Annotated in this window: 11 protein-coding genes; 2 read left to right on the forward strand and 9 right to left on the reverse strand. The window is 72.0% G+C overall.

Annotated elements, in window-relative coordinates:
- Positions 1–2: 2 nt before the first annotated feature.
- From PUR53_RS17765 to PUR53_RS17775, 3 genes are read right to left on the reverse strand one after another with little or no spacing between them, the layout of a single operon-like run.
- The gene (locus PUR53_RS17765; protein WP_329908856.1) at positions 3–1,163 is read right to left on the reverse strand and encodes an NAD(P)/FAD-dependent oxidoreductase; all 1,161 of its coding nucleotides are present in this window, start codon (positions 1,161–1,163) and stop codon (positions 3–5) included.
- Positions 1,160–2,599, reverse strand: a complete 1,440-nt coding sequence (locus PUR53_RS17770) for an MFS transporter (RefSeq protein WP_329900802.1) — start codon at positions 2,597–2,599, stop codon at positions 1,160–1,162. Before PUR53_RS17770 ends, PUR53_RS17765 begins: the two co-directional genes overlap by 4 nt.
- Positions 2,596–4,152 carry an AMP-binding protein gene (locus PUR53_RS17775; RefSeq protein WP_329908857.1) on the reverse strand — a complete coding sequence of 519 codons (1,557 nt, stop codon included), beginning with the start codon at positions 4,150–4,152 and terminating at the stop codon, positions 2,596–2,598. Before PUR53_RS17775 ends, PUR53_RS17770 begins: the two co-directional genes overlap by 4 nt.
- 386 nt (positions 4,153–4,538) lie before the next feature.
- Here PUR53_RS17775 and PUR53_RS17780 point away from each other — a divergent pair, with 386 nt between their 5' ends.
- Both PUR53_RS17780 and PUR53_RS17785 read left to right on the forward strand, forming a co-directional pair.
- Positions 4,539–5,426, forward strand: coding sequence for an ATP-grasp domain-containing protein (locus PUR53_RS17780; RefSeq protein ID WP_329908858.1), 888 nt, complete (start codon positions 4,539–4,541; stop codon positions 5,424–5,426).
- Between the two features lie 72 nt (positions 5,427–5,498).
- Positions 5,499–6,596, forward strand: coding sequence for an aldo/keto reductase (locus tag PUR53_RS17785; RefSeq protein ID WP_329900799.1), 1,098 nt, complete (start codon positions 5,499–5,501; stop codon positions 6,594–6,596).
- Between the two features lie 59 nt (positions 6,597–6,655).
- Here PUR53_RS17785 and PUR53_RS17790 read toward each other — a convergent pair whose 3' ends face one another.
- The 6 genes from PUR53_RS17790 to PUR53_RS17815 all read right to left on the reverse strand — a co-directional run bounded on the left by PUR53_RS17790 (position 6,656) and on the right by PUR53_RS17815 (position 15,773).
- The gene (locus PUR53_RS17790; RefSeq protein ID WP_329900798.1) at positions 6,656–7,582 is read right to left on the reverse strand and encodes a GNAT family N-acetyltransferase; all 927 of its coding nucleotides are present in this window, start codon (positions 7,580–7,582) and stop codon (positions 6,656–6,658) included.
- 12 nt (positions 7,583–7,594) lie between these two features.
- Complete coding sequence (locus tag PUR53_RS17795; RefSeq protein ID WP_329900797.1) at positions 7,595–8,464, reverse strand: DUF6202 family protein; 870 nt, start codon at positions 8,462–8,464, stop codon at positions 7,595–7,597.
- Positions 8,465–8,523: 59 nt separating this feature from the next.
- A complete protein-coding gene (locus PUR53_RS17800) occupies positions 8,524–9,642 on the reverse strand; it encodes a DUF6421 family protein (RefSeq protein WP_329900796.1) in 1,119 nt (372 codons plus the stop codon).
- A gap of 93 nt (positions 9,643–9,735) precedes the next feature.
- Positions 9,736–10,473 (reverse strand): thioesterase II family protein, encoded by a 738-nt coding sequence (locus PUR53_RS17805; protein WP_329908859.1) that lies wholly within the window; start codon positions 10,471–10,473, stop codon positions 9,736–9,738.
- The gene (locus PUR53_RS17810) at positions 10,470–12,392 is read right to left on the reverse strand and encodes a non-ribosomal peptide synthetase (RefSeq protein WP_329900794.1); all 1,923 of its coding nucleotides are present in this window, start codon (positions 12,390–12,392) and stop codon (positions 10,470–10,472) included. The genes PUR53_RS17805 and PUR53_RS17810 overlap by 4 nt, the downstream gene beginning before the upstream one ends.
- Before the next feature lie 111 nt (positions 12,393–12,503).
- Positions 12,504–15,773, reverse strand: a complete 3,270-nt coding sequence (locus PUR53_RS17815; RefSeq protein ID WP_443080318.1) for a beta-ketoacyl synthase N-terminal-like domain-containing protein — start codon at positions 15,771–15,773, stop codon at positions 12,504–12,506.
- Between the last annotated feature and the right edge of the window lie 28 nt (positions 15,774–15,801).

Consider the following 15,801-nt stretch of genomic DNA (forward strand, 5'->3'; position numbering starts at 1 on the left):
GTTCACGACCGGCCGACGCGGGCGGGGGTGGTGCCCGCGACGGCCCCGGTGAGGCCGGGCGGCGGCTCGTTCCCGGCGATGAGCGCGGCGAGCAGGGCGCCCGCCGCGGGAGCTGTCTGGATCCCGTGGCCGCCGAGCCCGGCGAGCCAGCAGAAGCCGGGCGCCTCCGGGTCGGGGCCGATCACGGGGGTGTCGTCGGGTGCCGAGCTGCGCAGCCCGGCCCAGGCACGGCGGACGTGCCGGACCGGCAGGTCCACCACCGCCCGGAACCGGTCGAGGGCCAGCGCCACGTCACCCTCGTCGGGCCGCACGTCACCGGGCGGGACGGGCGTGGCATCGGCGGGCGAGATCAGAAGCCCCCCGGACTCGGGACGGGCGTAGAACGTCTCCGCCACATCGGCGACCATCGGCCAGCCCGCCACACTGACCGCCGAGCTGCCCGTCGACGCCAGCTCCCTCGGCAGGGAGACGAGCGCCGCCGTGCGGCGGTATGCCACCAGGCCCTGGGGGGTGACGCCCGCCGACTTCGCGACCTGGTCGGCCCAGGCGCCCGCCGCGTCGACCACGACCGGCGCGGAGAACTCCCCGGCCGACGTCGCCGCGTGCCACCGTCCCGTGCGCCGGGTCAGCGCGTGCACCCGCGCGCCCGTCACGACGGTCCCGCCGGTTACCTTCAGACCGCGCAGAAAGCCCTGGAGCACGGCGTCCGTGTCGATGTCGCGGGCCCCCGGCTTGTACAGCGCACGGGCGAAGGCGTCGGGCCGCAGTGCCGGGCACAGGGCGAGCGCCCGGTCGCGGTTCAGCTCGACCACGGGCTGCGGGGCGCCCGCGCCGGAGGCCTTCGCGGCGTCGAACTCCCGCCCGGTGCCCGGCGTCCCGAGAGCGAGGACACCGCGCGGGCGCAGCAGCTCCGCGACGGGCGAGAACCCCGCCGGGGGAGTCTCGTAGAAGGCGCGGGAGGCCCTGGTCAACTCCCGTACGACGGCGTTCCCGTAGTACTCGGAGAAGAGCGCCGCCGACCGGCCGGTGGCGTGCGTGCCCGGAGCGCTCTCCGCCTCCAGCAGGGTCACCCGGCCACCGGCCCGGCCCAGGAAGTAGCCGGCCGAGGCGCCCGCGATCCCTCCCCCGACGATCAGGACGTCCGACTCCCGCACGCCGCTCACCGGCCCTTCCGGGGCAGGGTGACGGCCGCCACGCACAGCGCCAGCAGGGTGAGGCAGCCCGCCACGGCGAAGCCCCGGGCGACCCCCGCGGACAGTCCCGCCCCTGACCCGCCGGACGCCCCGGCCCCGGACGACCAAGCGACCGCCCCGAGCACGGCGAGACCGGTCGCACCGCCGATCTGCCGGGCCATGTTGACCAGTCCGGACGCCGCGCCCGAGTCCTCGTCGGCGACCTTCGAGAGCGCGGCCAGGGTCAGCGGCACCCCGGTCACGCCCAGCCCCGCGTAGGTCAGCACCGTCGGCACGAGCATTCCGGTGGTGTAGCCGCCGGAGTCGCCGATCCTCGACAGCCACAGGATCCCGGTGGTGGCCACCAGCAGACCGCCGCAGACCACGGCCCGGGTGCCGAAGAGCGCGAGGAGCGGGGAGCCGGCCCTGGCCCCGACGATCAGCAGACACGTCAGCGGCAGATAGACGAGCGCCGTGCGCAACGGGCTGTAGTCCCAGACCTGTTGGAGGAAGAGAGTGAGGAAGAAGAAGATGCCGAAGACGGCCGTGCTGATGAGCGCCGTCACGACATAGGTGCCCAGCCGGGTCCGATCGGCGAACAACCGTAAGGGAACCAGGGGTTGGGCGCTGCGCCGCTCGACGACAACGAACACGGGCAGCAGGACTGCCGCCGCGCCGAGCGCGCCCAGCACCACCGGCGAGGACCAGTTGCCGCCGCCCGAGGCGCCGTCGATCAGTCCGAAGCACAGCAGCAGCGCGGCGAGGGTGCCCGTCACCGCCCCGAGGACGTCGAACGCGCCGCGTGTGCGGGGCGTCTCGCGCAGCACCCCGGCGCCGACGGCGAGGATCACCGCGCCGAGCGGCACGTTGACGAACATCACCCAGCGCCAGGACAGATGGACGGTGATCAGCCCGCCGGCCAGCAGCCCCACACCCCCGCCCGCCGTCGCCACCGCCGTGTACCAGCCCACGGCCCGGTTGCGTCCCGGACCCTCCGGGAAGGTCACCGCGATCAGCGACAGCGCGGCGGGCGAGGCCGCGGCGGCGCCCACCCCCTGCGCCGTGCGGCAGACGGTCAGCAGCCAGGCCTCGGAGGCGAATCCGCCGAGCAGCGAGGCGACGGTGAAGAGCGCCACGCCGGTCATGAACACGCGCCGTCTGCCGAGGATGTCCCCGGCCCGTCCGCCCAGCATCAGCAGGCCGCCGAAGGCGATCGAGTACGAGGCCACGACCCACTCCAGGTCCGATCCGTCCAGGCGCAACGACCTCTGGATGTCGGGCAGCGCCACGTTGACGATGGTCGCGTCCAACAGGAACATCAGCTGCGCCGAGGAGATCACCGCGAGCGCGACCGACCGCCGCCGGTTGCCGTGGTCCTCCCCCGGGGACTTCGAGGCGTCGGCGGCGGTCCGCGCGGACGCCGTCATCGGCGGACGGCGTATTCGATCTCGAGACGTTCGCGCAGCGGGTGCCGCAACACCTTGCCCAGCGAGTTCTTGGGCAGCTCCCAGACGAACTGCACCCGGTCGGGCCAGAGGACCTCCGCCATCCGCTGGTCCGCGAGGTGTCCGTGCAGTGTGGCCAGGGTGGGCGGCTCGCCCTCGGGCACGATCACGGCGCACACCAACTCGCCGCCGGGGACCCGCGGATCGGGGTAGCCGACGAGCGCGACCTCCTTGACGGCCGGGTGCCGGGTCAGTACGGCCTCGACCTCCAGGGTGGAGACCTTCTGGCCGCTGCCCCGGGTGATCTGGTCGACACTGCGGCCGACGATACGGATGCCGCCCCGGCCGTCGTCCCGGGCCAGATCGCTGGTGTCGAACCAGCCGTCCTCGTCGAGGCACGCCTCGTAGGCCTCGCGCCGGCCCAGGTAGCCGAGGCACTGCGAGGCGCCGCGCACCAGCAGCCGTCCGGAGCCGCCGTCCTCCTCGACGGCGATCCGCAGTTCCATCCACGGCTCCGCGCGGCCGTCGCTGTGTCCCGCCCAGCCCTCCGGGTCGTCGTCCCGGGTCACGGTGACGGCCCCGTTCTCGGTCATGCCCCACAGCGCGCGCACCGGGATGTCGAAGACCTCGCGGACCTGGGCGATCAGCCCCGGGTCGATGGGGGCGGAGCCGGACACGATCTGTACGACGCTGGAGGTGTCGCGGGGCTCCTTGCGCTGCGCGTCCAGCAGGTCCACGAGGTACGCCGGTGACGCGTAGGCCCAGGTGACACGGTGGGCGGCGACGATGTCGAGCAGCAGCTCCATGTCCCGGTTGGCCTCCTGCATCACGCAGGTCCCGTGCAGCAGCAGCGGCATGTAGCAGGCGTAGGTCAGCCCGGCCATGTGCGTGGCGAAGTTGGGGATGGAGATGACGTCGTCCCGGGTGAGCCGGTGCGGCTCGGACACCGCGAGTACCGCCGCGTGCAGGGTGTTCTGGCTGTGCACGACGCCCTTCATCCGGCCGGTGGTGCCGGAGGTGTAGAGCAGCAGGGCCGGATCGTCGGGGCCCGAGCGCCGCGCCGTGTCGACGTCGTGCCGCTCCTCCCACGGCGTGCGGACGAAGAACGCGTCGAAGTCGACCGCGCCCGTGGCGGCGGCGTCGCCCACCACGACCCGGTGGGCGAGGGACGGGGGAGCGGCCTCGGCGAGTCGCGCGCCGTAGTCGATGTCGTTGAAGCGGTCGACGGTGACACAGACCCGCGCGGCACTCTCCTCGAGCACCTGGGCCAGTTCACGTACGTCCAGTGCGGGGATCACCGGGCAGGCGACGGCCCCCACCCGGTGGCAGGCCAGGTACAGGGGGGTCAGGATCCAGCGGTTCGGCAGGTAGAGCGCGACCACGTCGCCCGTGGTGACGCCGAGTTCGGTGAGCGCGGCGGCGAACCGCTCGACCAGCTCGGCCAGTTCGGCGTAGGTCACCAGCTTGGTGAGGTCGCGGCCCTCGTAGGCGATGACGGCGGGATGCCCGGGTCTGGTGCGAACAGCTTCGGCCAAGTCGGCCAGAAACGTTTCCTCTCGCCACCAGCCGGCCGCCCGGTATTTCGCGGCCGTCTCCGGTCCGGGAATAACCAGCGTGTCCCATTTACCCACTGAAGCGCCCCCGCTCTTCGTACTTCGACATTGATGCTTGAGCACGAATCCGGTGGCCGAGCCTAGAGGATGACGGAAGGCCACGGTAGGCGGAACGGGGAAATCCGATTCTGTTTATCAAACACACGGCGTCCTCACTGTTCGTTCAGAAGCGTGCCGTGTCCACGATTGCGGCGATCCGCGTTCAATGGGCCTCGGAGATAAAGCACTTGACAGGCGGCTGCGGCGAGAGTGAGGCTGCGACGGCGTCCGCTCTGTCCACGGCAATGCACGCGCGCACTGGAGGCACGGTGAAGATAGGCCTGCTCGGCTGGGACTATTCGGGAATCGATCCCGATGGCATAAGCCTGGTGGAGTACGGTCGGGAGCGCGGGCATGAAATGTCGTTCTTCACCCTGGAGGAACTCGCCTATCGCCCCGGGCCGTCCGGTGTGACGCTCACCCTGGGCGGGGAGCCCGCCGAGGCCTTCGACGCCGTCATCAACCGCTCCAAGCTGTACGGGGACGACTGGCAGGACCGCGTCGAGCGGCTGACGATGCTCAGCAACGTCCCCGGTCTGCGGCTCTTCGACCCGGCGGACGTGTGGGTCACGGGATACAGCAAGTTCCTGATGGCCCAGCGCCTGGCCGCGGCGGGCCTGCCCGTACCGCCCACCCGCTCGGCCACCTCGCTCGCGGACGTCGAGGAGGCCTGGGAGGAGTGGGGCGCGGTCATCCTCAAGCCCTCCTTCGGCTATCGCGGCACCGACGTGGAGCGCGTCGCCGACTTCGCGGCCGACAAGGCCGTCGCCGAGGAACTGCTCTCCCGCTACCCGACCCTGGTGTGCCAGCGCTTCTACCCGACGTCGGGCGGCGAGTACCGGATCACCGTCGCGGGGGAGGCCACCCCCATCAACATGCTCAAGCTGCCGGCGCCGGGCTCCTGGCGCTGCAAGACCATGGAGGGCGCCACCTTCGAGCGCTTCGACGCCCCCGACGACCTCGTCGAGCTGTCGCTCAGCGCCACCCGCGCCATGGGCATCACCCTGGCCGGCCTCGACATCCTCCCCGCCCCGGACGGCTATGTGGTCCTGGAGGTCAATCCGGTCCCGGGCTATCTCTCCATGCTGGGCAGGGAGCAGCACCGCCAGGTCCTCGGCGGCGTCTTCGACTGGGTCGAGGCGAAGACCACCGCCTGACTCCGGGCACACCGTGCCCCGGCCCCCTCCTCCCGCCCACAGCTCCGTACCCCGCCAGCACTCAGGAGAGCCATGCGCTACACGACCTTCGGCCGGAACACCGGGCTGCGCGTGTCGGAGTTCGCCCTCGGCACGGCCAACTTCGGCACGGGCGTCGGCGCGCACCCCGAGGCCGCCGGGCTGATGTGGGCCCGCCGGGGTGACGGTGCGGGACGGGAGGAGGCGCGCAAGGTCTTCGACCGGTTCGCCGAGGCCGGCGGCACCCTCATCGACACCGCCGACTGCTACCAGTTCGGCGAGTCGGAGAAGCTGCTGGGCGAGTTCCTCGCCGCCGACCGCGACCACTTCGTCCTGTCGTCGAAGTACACCAACAGCGACTCCGTCCGTCCCGGCGTCTCCGACACCGGCAACAGCCGCAAGAACATGATCCGGTCCGTCGAGTCCAGCCTGCGGCGCCTGCGGACCGACCACATCGACCTGTACTGGGCCCACTTCCCCGACACGCTCACGCCGACCGAGGAGATCCTCACCGCCGTCGACCAGCTCGTGCGCGCCGGCAAGATCCTCTACGCCGGTCTCTCCAACTTCCCCGCCTGGCGCGTCTCCCGGGGCGTGACGATCGCGGAACTGCGCGGCTGGGCCCCCGTCATCGGCATCCAGACCGAGTACAACCTGGTCAACCGCACCGGCGAGCGGGAACTGCTGCCCATGGCCGAGGCGCTCGGGCTCGGCGCGGCCCTGTGGTCACCGCTGGGCGGCGGACTCCTCACCGGCAAGTACCGGCGTACGGAGGCCGGCTGGGTCAGCGACGAGAACCGCCGTCACCCGCGCAACGACACCGACCGGATCGAGGCGGTCGTGAACACCGTCCTCGCGGTGGCCGAGGAGACGGGGCTCTCGGCGCCGCAGGTGGCGCTCGCCTGGCTGCGCGACCGTGCGGCACGGTCGACTACCGCGTTCGTGCCCGTGATCGGCCCGCGCGGCGTGGACCAGCTGGAGGAGTACCTCACCTCGCTCGACGTCACGCTCACGGAGGAGCACCGGGCCCGGCTGGACACGGTGAGCGCCGTCGAGCTGGGCAGCCCGCACGAGATCGGCCGTCTCGTACGGGACTCCCTGATCGGCGGGGACCCCGACCGGATGGCCGCACCCGTCGTGCCCGTCGCCTGAGCCCCGGGGCCACCAGGGCTCAGGCTGTCGGGACTGAACCGTGCGCGTGGGCCGGTGGTTCAGTCCGGCCACGCCGGTCGGTGCTGGACGGTCCCCGGGTCCAGGAACGGCGCGGTGTAGAGCTGGGCCTCGGCCGTCTCCATCGGCTTCTCGCTGATCAGATGCGCCGCGAGGCGCCGCCCGGCGTACCCGAGGATGAGCGTCGGATCATTGAGGGCCGTCAGCCGCAGTACGAGGTCGGCCTCGTCGGAGGGCTGGGGGTCGGCGCACTCGTGCGAGGGAACCGCGCGGAATCCCAGCCCGGTCTTGAAGCGGAGCAGCCCCGGCTGCGTCAGATGCCCCATCAGATTCGGCTCGTTGCCCAGCGTCGCCCGGCCGTAGCCCCGGGCGCGCGCCGCCCGCAGCACGGAGAAGTAGACGACGCGGGGCAGGCTGGAGCGCCGGTACGCCGCGCTCACCGCGGAGAACCGGAGCACCAGCGTGTTCACCGCCGGGCATTCGAGGGCGAGACAGCCGCCGACCAGCTCCTCCCCGTCGTACGCGAAGACCCCGAAGAACTTGCGCGGCCCGTGCAGGACGGCGTCCCGGTGGTCGAGCGCGAACGGGACGCCGAACCGCATGTCGGCCACCCGGTCCTGGTAGAGCGTGAGGAACCGGTCGAGGGTGGCCGGTGTCACCGGGTCCTCGACCGTCTCGCGCACGCCGGCGGCGGCCGCCTGGCGCTGGGCGCGCCGGACGGTCTGACGGGACGAGCGGTCCAGGCCCGCGAGGAAGCCGTCCTCGTCCGGGCCCAGTTCGGCCACCCAGGTCAGGAGCGACGGCTTGCGGACGAAACCCCGGCGCGCGAGGTCGTCCCAGGTCGCGGCCGGGGGGTTGGGCAGCCGGACGACGTCGATGTGCCGGTCCGTCCTCGTCCAGGGTTCCTCGGCCAGCTCCGAGGGGTCGATCAGAGCGAGCGCCAGGCCGTAGCGGTCCACGATCTCCATGCGCCGGGCGGGTCAGGCACCCGCGGCGACGGAGTCCGTGGCACCGGGGGCCCCGGCGGACGCCGACGCGCCGGTCAGACAGTCGGCGAAACACGCGAGGGCCCGGGACCAGTTCTCCGAGTACTCCCTGGCCAGGGTGAGGAACTCGGCGGCCTGCGCCGCGTCCGTGACCACCCACGTCATACCGGTCTCGTCGTCGCTGACCTGCGCCGCGTGCACCGTCTCCGCCTTGATGTGGGAATCGATCCAGGCGAACTGGTCGGTCTCGCCGAAGACCCGCTCCCCGTCCACCGAGACCTTCGCGTACAGCCGTCGGAAGGCCACGGCGATGTCCAGCGCGATGGTCTCCACGACCCGCAACTGGATCGCCGCCCCGAGGGGCGAACGCCCGAGCCGGTCCATGTTGGCCAGCAACTCCCTGATTCCGTCGGGCAGTTGCTCAGCCTCCCGCAGCTCGTCCTCGCCCAGCCCGGCCGCCAGCGGGGCGACGATGGTGTCGTCCCACCACACGTAGTGGATGCCGGCCGGACCGCGCGGGGCCACGGCCCGGAACTCCGGGGCGGCGTTGTCCAGGTCGTCGCCGATCACCCGGTAGACGGTCTGGAAGGCGCCGAGCACGTCGTGCGTCGGCGCGTCCTGCGCCGAGAACACCCGCGCCATCTCGCCCATACCGGCGATGGTGCTGAACATGAAGCTCTTCGTCATGGTCCGCCACCACACCCCCAGGGTGAGCGCGGCCCGGGGGGAGACGGACACGGCGGAGCGTGCGTTTCCGAAGAAGGCGTTGTCCGCCCGTCGCAGTCCCGCGCGGTCGATCTCCTGGTCCACCCGCTCGTCGAGTTCGGTCCGGTCGGCGAGGGAGAACTCGGTTGCAGCAGTCACGATCACTCCAGAGAAGTGTGAGGACGAGAGTCGCTGAAGAGGCCGGTGTGCGGCCGACGTCATACGCCGAGTCGTTCTTTCACCTCGGCGAAGAACGGGAGGTAGCGGTAGTCGCGGGCCACCGGGTCGTAGTCCGTGTACCGGTTGGTGAACTCCAGCAGCCGCCGACGGACGGCTTCGACGGGTTCCTCGTGGATCCTTCGCTCGATGTCCTGGATCGCGCCGAGGAACCGGGCCAGCACGAGGGGGATGTCCGGGCTCAGCTCGATCCTGCCGCCGGCCACCCGTACGCCGTCGTGCTCGCTGAGGTATCCGAAGAGCAACTGGGAGGCCACGGCGTCGTAGTTGGGCCGTGGGATGCCTTCGACGGCGTAGCGCAGGAGGCGCTCGGCGAGGATGTACTCGTACGCGGTCCGCGCCTGCTCGGCCGGGAGTTCGGGGTCGTTCAGCAGGACCAGCATGGCGGAGACGTCCACGCGCAGCTCTTCGAGTCCCGCGAGGGGCTTGTACTTCTTCGCCGAGAGGAACGCGGGGATCGGCATGTCGCCCTGACGGTGGTGGTACTCGTGCAGTCGCACCCACCAGGACGAGGCCTGCCGCACCTGTTCGTCCGTCGCTCCCTGGATGAGCGGGAAGCTTCCCCCGACCATCACCGCGTCGATCATCTTGCGGGTGATCCGGTTGTGCCGTTCGACGAACTTGTCGATGAAGTAGAAGATGAGGTCGTCCGGGTCCTGGATTCCGTCGAAGTGGTTCTCGGGGAAGAGCGCCACCACCACGCGTGAGCGGAATCCGTCGGACTGCCCCGTGACCGTGACCGGAGCCGTCGGGCTGGCGTACCGCTCCGCGAGGTGCGAATCGGTCGGCAGCATCTCGTACGTGAGGTAGTCGAGGGTCAGGGACGGAAAGTACGAGGCGTCGAACAACGAGAAGATGTGGTTGTCCCGGCGGCTGTTGATGTGTGCCTTCGTGGCCCGCAGTCTGGAACCCGGAGTGAAAGTGCGCAGGTCCTCCAGAAAGGCCTGGACTATCGGCTGCCGCCGGAGATGCGTGGATCCTTCGAGTCGACGGGCCAACTCCTTCTGGGTGGCCGCCTCATGGAACGAGGAACGGTCGTCGAACTCTCCCCGTAATTCATTGACTTCCGCGAACACCGAGCCCATGTCGATGTCGATCAACAAATGCTCCTCCCCGTCAACTCCGGTGCACGCTACCACGCCCGGATGTTCGAATCTTTGCGTTTTCGGAATGACCGCAATCGGTCCCGCAATTCAGTGGACGTCGTGCCGTGGGGTCGTGAGGGTCGTGCGCAGGACCGCGTACGGCGGGTCGGCGATGAGGTAGAAGTGATCGCCCAAGACGCCGACCTCCCGGACGGGCGGCGTGCTCAACGCGCTCCACGGACGACGGTCCGCGTCGTCGTCGCGGTCGCCGACGATCGTGGTGACCGGACAGGTGAGCAGCGGCTCGGGAAGCATGACGTAGTCGTGGAACATCCGGCCGTCGGCGATCAGATAGGGCAGGACCACCTCCTGGAAGATGGGGTCGGCGGCCATCTCCGCGTCGGTGCCGCCCATCCTGACCAGATCGTCGAGCAGTCGGTCGGGGTCCTCCTCGGCGACGAGGCCGGTGGGCAGCGGAGCGTCACGGGAACCCGAAGCGAACAGGTGCTCGATGTGGATGTTCCGGCGTTGCAGCGCGCGGGCCGTCTCCAGCGCTATGGGCGCGCCCAGGCTGTGCCCGAAGAAGGCGAGGGGGCGATCCGTGAGCGGTTCGAGCGCGTCGGCGATGTCGCCGGCGAGCCGGACGAGGTCGTGCGGGGGCTCCTCGTCGAACCGTCCGGCGCGCCCCGGGTACTGGACGGCGTGCACCTCCACCTCGGTCAGCGCACCGCCCCACGCGCGGTAGAAGGAGGCCGACCCGCCGGCGTGCGGGAAGCACACCAGACGGATCCGTGCTTCCGGGCGCGCGGTGTCGCACACCAGCCAGCGGGAGCCGTTCCCGGTCATCGGCGGGCCCCCTTCCGGGCACGCTGCTGCCGCAGCCTGGCTGTACGGGCCCGGCGCGCGGCCTCGGCGGATGAGCCGGCCGCGGTCTCCTCCCCCTGCTCACGGTCGGCGCGGATGAGCGCGACCTGTGCCGTCACGGTGGTCTCCTGGAACAGGGCGACGATCGACGGCCGCAGGCCGCAGTGCCGCTCCAGCGCGTCCTGCAGCTTGAACATGGTCAGCGAATGTCCGCCGAGATCGAAGAAGTTGACGTCCGGCGGCACCGTGGGCGTGCCCAGCACCTCCGCCCACGCGGCGGTGACCTGGGCGGTGAGCGAAGCGTCGGAGAGCGGCGCGGCCGGGGCCCGTTCGACGGCTGCCGGGTCGACGGGTGACTGCGGGGCGAGCGCCTCGGCGGCGAGCGTCCGCAGCCTCGCGCGGTCGAGCTTGCCGTTGAGATTGCGCGGCAGCTCCGGCAGCACCCGGAGCTCGCCGGGGACCATCACCGAGGGCAACTCCTCCGCGAGGGCACGCCGCAGCGCGACCTGGTCGGCACCCTCCCGCGAGGCGACGAAGCCGATCAGGCCCGTGCCCCGTGCGTCGGGCAGTACGGCCGCCTCCTGGACGCCGCCCAGCGCGCGGAGCGCCGACTCGACCGCGCCGGGCTCCACCCGGTGGCCCCGGACCTTGATCTGGTCGTCCCTGCGGCCGACGAAGTCCAGCCCGTGGGCCGGGTCCTGGCGCACGAGGTCGCCGGTGCGGTACATGCGCGCGCCCGGCTCGTCGACGAAGGGATCGTCGAGGAAGACCGCCGCCGTGGCCTCCGGCCGGCCGAAGTAGCCACGGGCCACCCCCGGCCCGCCGATGAACAACTCCCCTTCCGTGCCCGGGGGTACGGGCCGGAGCTCGTCGTCGAGGACGTGGAGCCGGACCCCGGGGATCGGTCCGCCGATGCCCACCGGTGCGACACCGGTGAAGCGTCGGTAGGTGGCCCACACGGTCGCCTCGGTCGGGCCGTACTCGTTGACGAGGTCGACCCCGGGGGAGTGGACCGCGAAGTGCCGGTCGACCAGGGACTGCGGCAGGGCCTCGCCCGCCACGATCACCTGCCGGAGGGACGCCAGGCCTCCGGAGTCGGTGCGCTCGGCGGCGTCGAGCAGCAGCCCGTACAGCGCGGGCACGCACAGGGTGCGGTCCACCCGGTGGCGGCGGACGAGCGAGACCAGCCGCTCGGGGTCGCGCAGTTCGTCCTCGGACGCGACGACCAGGCAGCCGCCCGCCTGGAGCGTCCCCCATATCCCGGCGACCGACGAGTCGAACGCCAGCGGTGACACCAGGAGGAACGTCGGACTTCCTGGATGGACCATGAGACGCGCCCGGGTCGAGGCGGCGAGGTTCCGGTGCTCGACGACGACGCCCTTGGGCTCACCGGTGCTGCCCGAGGTGTAGATGAGATAGGCCGGGTCCGTCGGACCGACCCCGGCGGCGAAGGAGCCGGGAGTCCCGTGGCCCTCCTCGCCGGGGACGTCCGCGACCGTGACGACGGGCACCCGGGCGACCGTGCCCGCCCGGGTCCCCGTGCGTGCCGTCGCCACGACGGCCTTCACCCGGGCGTCGTCGAGGATCGTGGCGATACGGGCGTCGGGCTGGGCCGGGTCGACGGGCACATGGGCGGCGCCCGCACCGAGGATGCCGAGCACGGCCGCGATCATCGTGACCGAGGGTTCGGCGAGGACGGCGACCCGGTCGCCGGAGCCCACCCCGGCCGCCGCCAGTCGGTGGGACAACCGCCGGGACCAGGAGATCAGTTCGCCGTAGGTGACCGCGAGGTCACCGCACCGCACGGCGACCTCCGCCGGCCGGTCGGCGGCCACCTGGGCCACCGCTTCGTGCGCGGGAACGAACGGGACATCCGGTAGTGGTTCGCCGGTCGCTTTCATGGGGTGCAATGCCGACAACAGAGAAACTCCCCCGTGCAATAAGCGGAATTTGGTGATCCGTGGTGTGGGGCAACCGAATTGTGTTCGCCTGCCCCATGGTCGGGAACGTGATTAGCGGTCGGATTCGTCCTGGATTCGGTGAACCACCGCGATATGACCGTTCAGTGTCCGCCGGGCCAGCATCTCGCGTACGGGGACACGGATCTCGAAGTCGTTGTTCACCCTGCGGATGAGCCGTGTGATCAGCAGGGAGTCACCGCCTTCGGCGAAGAAGTCGGCGTCCGCCGGGAAATCGTCCCGACCGAGCAGTTCCGCCCAGATCCGGGTCACTCCTTCGGTGGGGTCGAGGGGCGCCGGGTGCTCGGGTTCCGGTGGTCGCAGTGGTTGGCTCGGCGCCCTCGTCGGTGGTGCGGATGCTCCGGCCGGTTCCTCTTCTGGTGCTCTGGTCGGTTGCTCTCCCGGCGCTCCGGTCGGTGGTCCCAGAGGCGCGGTGCGGGGTGGGTTCTCGGTCGGGGCGAGTGCTTCCGGGGCGACCGAGCGCGGCCCCGAGAAGGGATAGCCGGGCAGCCTGGCCCTGCGGCCCTCGCCGGTCAGCCCGCCCACCGTGATCGGCTGGCCCAGGGCCCACAGAGCGCCCACACCGGCGAGCGCCGTCGACCCCGGTGTGTCCCTGGCCCGGTCCAGGGCGACGACGGGCAGTCCGGCAGCCTCGGCCGAGGGCGACAGGGGGCGCCCCGGACCGATCTCCACGGCCAGGGCACCCGACAGGTGCTCGGCCAGCGAGTCGAGGGCGGCGCCGAACAGCACGGACCGCCGGACCTGCGTGACGAACGTGTCGGGCGGGAGGACCGTACCGGCCGGGACGACCCGTCCGGACTCGTTGAGCGCGATCGGAAGGGCCGACGGCCGGAGTTCGATGCCCGACATGGCCCGGGTGAGAGCGGGCAGCGCAGGCTCGATCAGACGGGAGTGGCCGGCGTGGGAGTAGCGCAGGCGCCGTACGAAGCAGGTGTCGCCGACGCGCCGCAGATACTCGTCGACCTGCTCGGCGGGCCCTCCCAGCACGCAGGAGTCCGGTCCGTTGACCGCGGCCACGTCGAGTTCCAGGCCCCATTCCTCGGCGAGTGCGAGCGCCTGCTTCACGTCCGCGCCGATGGCCACCATCGCGCCTTCCGGACATTCCTGCATGGCCCGGCCGCGCGCCGTGATGAACGCGGCCGCCTCCTCGAGCCCGAAGACGCCGGCGACCGTGGCGGCGGTGATCTCGCCGGAACTGTGCCCGCAGACCGCGGCGGGCCGGACCCCCAGCTCCATGAGCGCGGTCGCCGCCGCGTGGCCGACGGCGAAGAGCGCCGGCTGCGCCAGTGCGGGCCGGTTCAGCTCGTCGGCGGGGAAGTCCGGGTCGTGCACGGCCCGGCGGATCGTCGCGGACAACGAGGTGGGGAAGGCGGCGAGGCAGCGGTCGAGCGCCGGGCGGAATCCAGGGAGAGCGGTGAACGGCTCGGCCATGCCCGGGCGTTGGGTGCCGCCGCCGGGGAAGAGGAGGACCACCGGCGCGGGGCCCGTGACCGGCGCGGTGCCCCGGGAGGTCCCGGACCGGGCGGCGAGTCGCTCGGCGACCTCGGCACTCGTACGACCCGTGACGGTCAGGCGTTCGCCCAGGGCCGCGCGCCCCTTGGCCAGCGTGCGGCAGACCTCACCGAGATCCGGGTCGTGCTCCACGAGATGAACGGCGAGACCGTCCACCACACGCTCAAGCGCCCCGGAATCGGCCGCCGACACCAACACCAGCCGCTCCGGCGGCTCCGGCACGGGGGAGCGGAGACCCGCCTGGAGCGACGTCCGCGTCTCGGCCACGGCCGACGGGTGCGACGCCCCGGCCTCCGCACGGGCCCACGCACGCGGGACCGCAGCCTCGGGGCTGGCTGTCTCCTGCAGGGCCGCAGCCCCGAGCCCGGCTGCCTCGTGCGGCGCCGCCTCTCCGAACCCGGCAGTGTCGCCCGAAGCCGCAGCCGTGAGGGCGCTCGGTACGCGCGTCGGCCCTGGCTCGTCGGCGGTCGACGCGTGCTCGGCGGTCCACGCGTCCTCCGGGGCCGGCATGCGCGCCGCGGTCGACGTGTGCGGGGCCCCGGCCCCCGGGGCGGTCGGCTTGCGTGGCGGTGGTTGTTCGATCACGACGTGCGCGTTGGTGCCTCCGATGCCGAACGCGCTCACCCCGGCGCGTCGCGGGCCCTCGCCGGGCCACGGGACGGCCTCGGTGGGTATGTACAGGGGGCAGTCCCCGGTCTCCAGCAGGGGGTTGGGCTCGGTGAACCCCGCGACCGGCGGGATCACACCGCTGCGCACCACGAGCAGCGCCCTGATCAGCGCGGCAACCCCCGCGGCGGCGTCCAGGTGGCCGACGCCCGCCTTCAGCGCGCCCACCGCCACGCTCCCCGGCCGGGCCCCACCGGCGCGCAGCGCGGCGTTGGCCGCCGTCCACTCGATCGGGTCCCCGATCCGCGTGCCCGTGCCGTGGGCCTCCAGATACCCGAGGGAGCCGCCGTCCACCTCGGCCGCGTCCAGCGCCGCGCCGATGACCCGCTCCTGCCCCGCCGAGGAGGGCGCGTAGTAACCGGCCTTCGCGTGCCCGTCGTTGTTGATCGCGCTGCCCAGGATGACCCCGTACGGCTCGGGATCGTCGTCGGTGACGTCCGACAGCCGCCGCAGCACCACGGCACCCGCACCCGACCCGGCGATCACCCCGTCCGCGTGCCGGTCGAACGGACGGCAGGCCCCCGTCGCGGACAGCACACCCCCCGGCTGGTGCAGATGGCCCGCTTGGGGATAACCGAACCCGGCCCCCACCACCAGGGCCTGGTCGCAGTCACCGCCGAGCAGCGCCTGCACCGCCAGGTGCACGGCCACGAGGGAGGAGGAACAGGCCGTCTGCACGGCGAACGCGGGCCCGGTCAGGCCGAGCCTGTAGGCCACGCGGCTCGCCATGAAGTCCGGCTCGGTCCCGTGGATCACATCGTCCAGCAGGCCCGGATCGAGGTCGCCGCCACGGACCATGGCGCGCATGTAGCCGCTGCCCGTCATCGACGCGTAGACGCTGGTCACCAGGGTGTCGTCCCGGGGCGCGACCCCCGCGTCCGCGAGGGCGTTGTGGGCCACCTCCAGCATCCAGCGATGCTGGGGGTCCATCAGTTCCGCCTCGCGCCCGCGGATCTGGAAGAAGTCGTGGTCGAACCGGTCCCAGTCGTCGAGATGACCGCGTACGGGCACGTAGTCCGGGTCGTCGGCCAGCGCGGCGGGCACCCCGGCCGCGAGCAACTCCTCCCGCGTGTAGCGCCGGCTGTGCACAGTGCCCCGGAGTTGCGAGTCCCACCACTCGTCCATTCCCCTGGGACCCGGTAACCGCGCCGCG

The organism is Streptomyces sp. SP18BB07, from assembly GCF_036322545.1.
Taxonomy (GTDB): domain Bacteria; phylum Actinomycetota; class Actinomycetes; order Streptomycetales; family Streptomycetaceae; genus Streptomyces; species Streptomyces deccanensis.

Excerpts from the sequence above, each read along its gene's own strand:
- PUR53_RS17770 (WP_329900802.1), bottom strand. The coding sequence starts at position 2,599 with ATGACGGCGTCCGCGCGGACCGCCGCCGACGCCTCGAAGTCCCCGGGG.
- PUR53_RS17785 (WP_329900799.1), top strand. The coding sequence starts at position 5,499 with ATGCGCTACACGACCTTCGGCCGGAACACCGGGCTGCGCGTGTCGGAG.
- PUR53_RS17790 (WP_329900798.1), bottom strand. The coding sequence starts at position 7,582 with ATGGAGATCGTGGACCGCTACGGCCTGGCGCTCGCTCTGATCGACCCC.
- PUR53_RS17805 (WP_329908859.1), bottom strand. The coding sequence starts at position 10,473 with ATGACCGGGAACGGCTCCCGCTGGCTGGTGTGCGACACCGCGCGCCCG.
- PUR53_RS17810 (WP_329900794.1), bottom strand. The coding sequence starts at position 12,392 with ATGAAAGCGACCGGCGAACCACTACCGGATGTCCCGTTCGTTCCCGCG.
- PUR53_RS17815 (WP_443080318.1), bottom strand. The coding sequence starts at position 15,773 with ATGGACGAGTGGTGGGACTCGCAACTCCGGGGCACTGTGCACAGCCGG.